Here is a 4,917-nt window from a genome sequence, read left to right as displayed (position 1 = left end):
GTCGAGGGCGATGGCCTGGACCGGGCAGGCCGCCGCAGCCCGCACGATCTTCTCCCGCTGCGCGTCGTCCGGAGCGGGGTCGTAGAGCAACGCCTCGTCCCCCTGCATGGTGAACACATCCGGCGCGGCGAAAGCACACTGCGCGTACCCCTGGCAGCGCGTGAGATCCACGACGACCTTCATGGGGCCTCCCTTCCGCCCCCTGGGGACCGGCTGAGGATTGACCTTTTCGTTCCACGGCCGCGCTCGGAAGCCGTCACACGTACTCTTTAAGTGGACCACGGCCCGGCGGGGACCGCACCACGCGTGCCGGTCACGCGGGCCGCTTTCGTCTCCACCCACTCCAAGGTGCGATAGCCGATTCCCAACCCGACAGCCGACCGGGCGACAGCCAGCCTCGAAATGTAATACGCCGACTGACGGTCCGATCCCGATAGCTCGGTATAGGACGGGTTCCGGCTTGCCGCCCCATTGGGAGCGAGCTGCCCCGGTGAGCGCGTTGATCCAGGTTCGGCCGTGCCGGTTGGGACTGATGATCGCGAAAATCAGGGTGAGGGCGATCGTGACAGATGAGGGCCTCACCCGCTGGTCCGCGCCGCTCCCGCAGTCGGGTTTCTGCACCTTGCCTGCACGTTGTGTCGTACTCGTGTCGGCACGATAACCGGCCGACCACGTAGGCAGAACACGCATGAGAGAGGAGGACGGCCAGCGGGATGGCTAGCGCATGGCGTTCTTGTTGAAGGGCTCGAGCTGTTCGCCGGGGGCGAGGGGACGGCCCCCCATGTAGCTGCCACGCATATGCCGGCGCACGCCGCCGGGCGGGTCCTCGGTGGCGCGGGCGGCGGCGTGCCACAGGTCGCTGTGGTGCAGCAGTACGTCACCACGCTCGCAGTAGACCGCCACCTCGCCGGATATCTTGCCGAACCCGCCGGGGACGCCGTCCCAGTCCTCGTGGTGGCTGCCCGGCACCACCCGCAGGAAACCGTTGGCCGGCGACGTCGCGTCGATGTGGAAGGTCAGCGCCACCCCGGGCCAGATGTCCGACGTCGGCCGGGACTGATGGTCACAGTGCCAGCCGATCCGCGTGTAGGTCATCCCGGCACCGGGACGGGCGTCCTGGTAGATGACACCGTGGTCGTCCACGTCGTACAACCAGTAGCCGTCGCCGAGGATGCGCCGCACAAGCGTGAGCAGGACGGGGTGGTTGATCGCGGCAGCGGCGACGGGGGAGAGGTTCGTGACCCCGACGACATAGTGCACGTACGGCGGGTGGTCGCCGTCGAAGTCGCCTCCGAGGCCGTCCCCGGCCCAGGACCGGTCGAGATCCCCGGTGCTGATCCGGCGCTGAAGCTCGGCGAGCGCTTCACCGAGCTCGGTTGTCTCCTCCTCGGCGAACAGTCCACGGACGATCACGAAACCGTCGCGGTCGAAGTCGGCGGCCAGCCGCGTGATCGTCTCCGACGTCGTGTCGACAACGTTCGTCATATGACCATCATGAACCGTCCGCGACAACTAGCAGCGAAGGGTGGGGCCGACCTCGCGGCAAGCCTTGTCGAACTTTGTCGAACGTCGAACCTTGCCGATCGGGCCTTTGAAGGCCCTATCGATACTGGCGGTGGTGGTCGCTGGAGCGCTGGGACCGCCGGTTGAGCCAGACGGGCGTGATGAGGACGACGAGCCCGGCTGCCACGCCCACCTGCAGGATATGGCGTATCCAGTCGAAACCGCCGGTGTGGCGGACGCCGAGCCCGCTGGCGATGATGTTACCTACCAGCGCACCGATGATACCTATCATGATCGTCAGCCACAGGGGGATCCTCTGCGGCCCCCGGAGGATCAGCCGTGCCAGCAGGCCGATCACGAGACCAGCAATGATGATCCAAATCAGTTGAAACACGGTGGCCTTCCCCGATGGGAGTCGTTGTCACCAGCGGTGAGATTATGTCCACGCAGCTTCTCCGCAAACGCTGTTGGCCCTTACTCGCAACGGCACCATGCCCGTGCTGTGTGGGCCTGCGTCCACACGGCCGTCATACGGCGAGGAGCGCGCTGGGATCGATCGTGACCGGGTACAGGACCCCGACCGGAACCGGCCCCGCGCCGGGCCGCCGGTACGAGAGGGACGGCGCACGATAGACATGGCGTATGGGGCATCGTCGACGGGGATCCGTATCGGCTCGGTACAGCGACGCGGGGGAGCTGCTTGCCGACGATCGCGCGCACGTCTGGCATCCCTACGCGTCGGCGACCGACCCGCTGCCGGTGTTTCCGGTGGCGTCCGCCTCCGGGGTGCGGCTGCGGCTGGCCGACGGACGGGAGCTGATCGACGGCATGTCGTCGTGGTGGGCTGCCATCCACGGCTATGCTCATCCGGTCCTGGACCAGGCTGTACGTGCTCAGCTCGACGACATGGCCCATGTCATGTTCGGCGGGCTCACCCATGCTCCCGCGGTGACGCTGGCACGTACCCTGGTCGAGATCACCCCGTCGCCGCTGACCAAGGTGTTCTTCTGCGACTCCGGGTCGGTCGCCGTCGAAATTGCGATCAAGATGGCGTTGCAGTACGCGCGGGGACGGGGACGACCCGAGCGGACGAAGTTGCTCACCGTCCGCCGCGGATATCACGGGGACACCTCCGGCGCCATGGCCGTGTGCGACCCGGACACCGGCATGCACCATCTGTTCACCGGCCTGCTCCCGCGGCACCTGTTCGCCGAGGCGCCACAACCGGACTTCGGCGAGCCGTGCGAGGACGAGCATGTCGCAGGCATCGCCCGGCTGCTCGACGAGCACCGGCACGAGATCGCCGCGGTGATCTGCGAACCGATCGTCCAGGGTGCCGGGGCGATGCGCTTCTACGCTGCGGGCTGGCTGGCCCGCCTGCGTGAACTGTGCGACGCCCATGGCATCCTGCTCATCGCGGACGAGATCGCGACCGGGTTCGGGCGATCGGGGGAGCTGTTCGGCTGCGACCATGCCGGGATCAGTCCGGACATCATGTGCGTGGGCAAGGCCATGACGGGGGGATACCTGTCGATGGCCGCGACCCTGTGCACGGACGAGGTGGCGGACGGGGTGTGCGCGTCCGAAGCGGGCGTGTTCATGCACGGGCCGACGTTCATGGGCAACCCTCTGGCCGCGGCGGTGGCGAACGCCAGCATCGACCTGCTGCTGTCAGGGCCATGGCGGAGCAGGGTCGGCGATCTGCAGACGTGGCTAGCCGACGGGCTCGCGCCCGCCCGCGCGCTTGCCGGCGTTGTCAATGTACGGACGCTGGGCGCGATCGGAGTGATCGAGACCCGGGAGCCGGTCGATCTCCGGGTGATCCAACCGCTGCTGGTGGACCTGGGGGTCTGGGTACGTCCGTTTGGCCGATTGGTGTATGCAATGCCCCCATACGTCATGACGCGCCCAGACGTCGCCGCGCTGACCGCCGCCATGGTGGAGGCGGTCGCCCACACCGTCCGCTGATCTAACCGCTGACCTGGGCTAACGGCCCGTCAGGACGGTTGTGCGGTGCGCGGAGGCCATGTCTTGGGACATCACCCGACGGTCCTTCATGTCGGGACATCGTTGAAGTAGTTGCGGTTGCCGGGCCGTCGTCCGTACTCTTTGTTTCCGTTGTTAAACTGTGAGTAGTGGGCCAGTGCGAATCGAACCGGAACGAGGCGAACAGGAGGAAGGTCAACCCGACATGATGTCCCACATTTTGTTACCTCCTCTCCGCGGAGCGGCGGATCCGGCCGAAACCGCGCATTCTGCTGGAACGACGCATGGCGCGCAGGCAGCGGGGCTGCCCGCCGCCAATGAGGCGGACTCCCATACTCCGCCCCGGCCACATCGGTCGTCCCAGCCCTCCCAGTCACCCAGGCCTTCCCAGTCACCTCAGCCGCCCCGGCTATCTCAGCCACCTCAGCCACCTCAGCCGCGGCAATCCCGGCGATTCGTGCGGCAATCCTGGCAACTCGGGGGAGAGCTGGCCCGGCGGGCCGGTGAACGGCTGGTCGACCACGTGTCGCGCTTTGAGCTTTGCAGCCTTTCCCCACGGCTTGTCCGCTACCTCGTCACCGTCGACGTGCTGTGTCTGGTGGTCGTTTTTCTCGGCCTGCTGGAGCTTCCGTTCCGGTTTGTCGACCTGCTCACGTTCGGGGCCTTTGTTCTGCTCGGTCGACTGGCCATGGAAACGTCACGACATCTCGGCGCACCAGGTCGCCGGAAGGACGAACCACAGCGGGATCTGCTGTCGACCTGGACCCTGCCGGTCACACTTCTTCTGCCGCCGTTGTACGCCGCCGTCCTGCACATCCCTCTCCACTGCGTTTTCCGCTCCAGAGTCGTTCCGCAGCCCAGGTACAAGCAGGTCTTCAACGCGGCGGCGTTGGGTGTGTCGGGTTTCTGCGCAGCCAGCGTGCACCGTGCGCTCGCGCCGACCCAGGGGCCATATCGGATCGACACCCTAGTAGGTTCTTCCGGGCGTATCGGCGCATTGTTCGTGGCGGTACTCACCTACATCGTACTCAACCGCATTCTTCTGCACGGCGCGCTGTGGTATGCACATCCCCGGCCAGCCCGTCGTCCGTTTGCCGGTGGTGGACGCGAAATACTCGCCGTCGATGCCGCCGAAATGTGTTCCGCCATCGGGCTGGCCGTACTGTGGACCGCGCATCCCCTGCTCATGCTCACCGCGACGCCGCCTGCGCTCCTGCTCCAGCGCAGCCTGCTGCACGCCGAACTTCTGCAGGCGGCACGTACCGACGCCAAGACCCGGCTGGCCAACCCCGCCTACTGGCGCGAGGCCGCGGAAAAGGAGGTGCTGCGGATCCGGCGCGCGGGCCGTCCGCTGTCCGTTCTCATCGTGGACATCGACCATTTCAAGAGGGTCAACGACCAGTTCGGCCATCTGACCGGTGACGCCGT

Annotated in this window: 5 protein-coding genes; 2 read left to right on the top strand and 3 right to left on the bottom strand. The window is 66.7% G+C overall.

Translation table 11 applies throughout. The features are described from left to right. The 3 genes from DD1DGNOD_RS14875 to DD1DGNOD_RS14865 all read right to left on the bottom strand — a co-directional run. Positions 1 to 183 (bottom strand): ferredoxin (locus DD1DGNOD_RS14875; RefSeq protein ID WP_131770405.1); only part of this gene is annotated, 183 nt, incomplete at its 3' end. A gap of 534 nt (positions 184 to 717) precedes the next feature. Further along, positions 718 to 1,485 (bottom strand): phytanoyl-CoA dioxygenase family protein, encoded by a 768-nt coding sequence (locus DD1DGNOD_RS14870; RefSeq protein WP_131770404.1) that lies wholly within the window; start codon positions 1,483 to 1,485, stop codon positions 718 to 720. A gap of 115 nt (positions 1,486 to 1,600) precedes the next feature. Beyond that, positions 1,601 to 1,897 carry a GlsB/YeaQ/YmgE family stress response membrane protein gene (locus tag DD1DGNOD_RS14865; protein WP_131767040.1) on the bottom strand — a complete coding sequence of 99 codons (297 nt, stop codon included), beginning with the start codon at positions 1,895 to 1,897 and terminating at the stop codon, positions 1,601 to 1,603. Between the two features lie 248 nt (positions 1,898 to 2,145). Between DD1DGNOD_RS14865 and bioA the strand changes: the two genes are divergently transcribed. Further along, positions 2,146 to 3,471: an adenosylmethionine--8-amino-7-oxononanoate transaminase gene (bioA, locus tag DD1DGNOD_RS14860; RefSeq protein ID WP_131767039.1), complete on the top strand. Its 1,326-nt coding sequence runs from the start codon at positions 2,146 to 2,148 to the stop codon at positions 3,469 to 3,471. Positions 3,472 to 4,012: 541 nt separating this feature from the next. Beyond that, positions 4,013 to 4,917, top strand: a 905-nt coding sequence (locus DD1DGNOD_RS30520) for a GGDEF domain-containing protein (protein ID WP_165036742.1), incomplete at its 3' end; no start/stop codon positions are given.

The sequence above is a fragment of the Candidatus Protofrankia californiensis genome (genome assembly GCF_900634765.1).
Taxonomy (GTDB): Bacteria; Actinomycetota; Actinomycetes; order Frankiales; family Frankiaceae; genus Protofrankia; species Protofrankia californiensis.
Note: the sequence above shows the minus strand (reverse complement) of the source record. Positions and strands in the feature narration are given on the sequence as shown.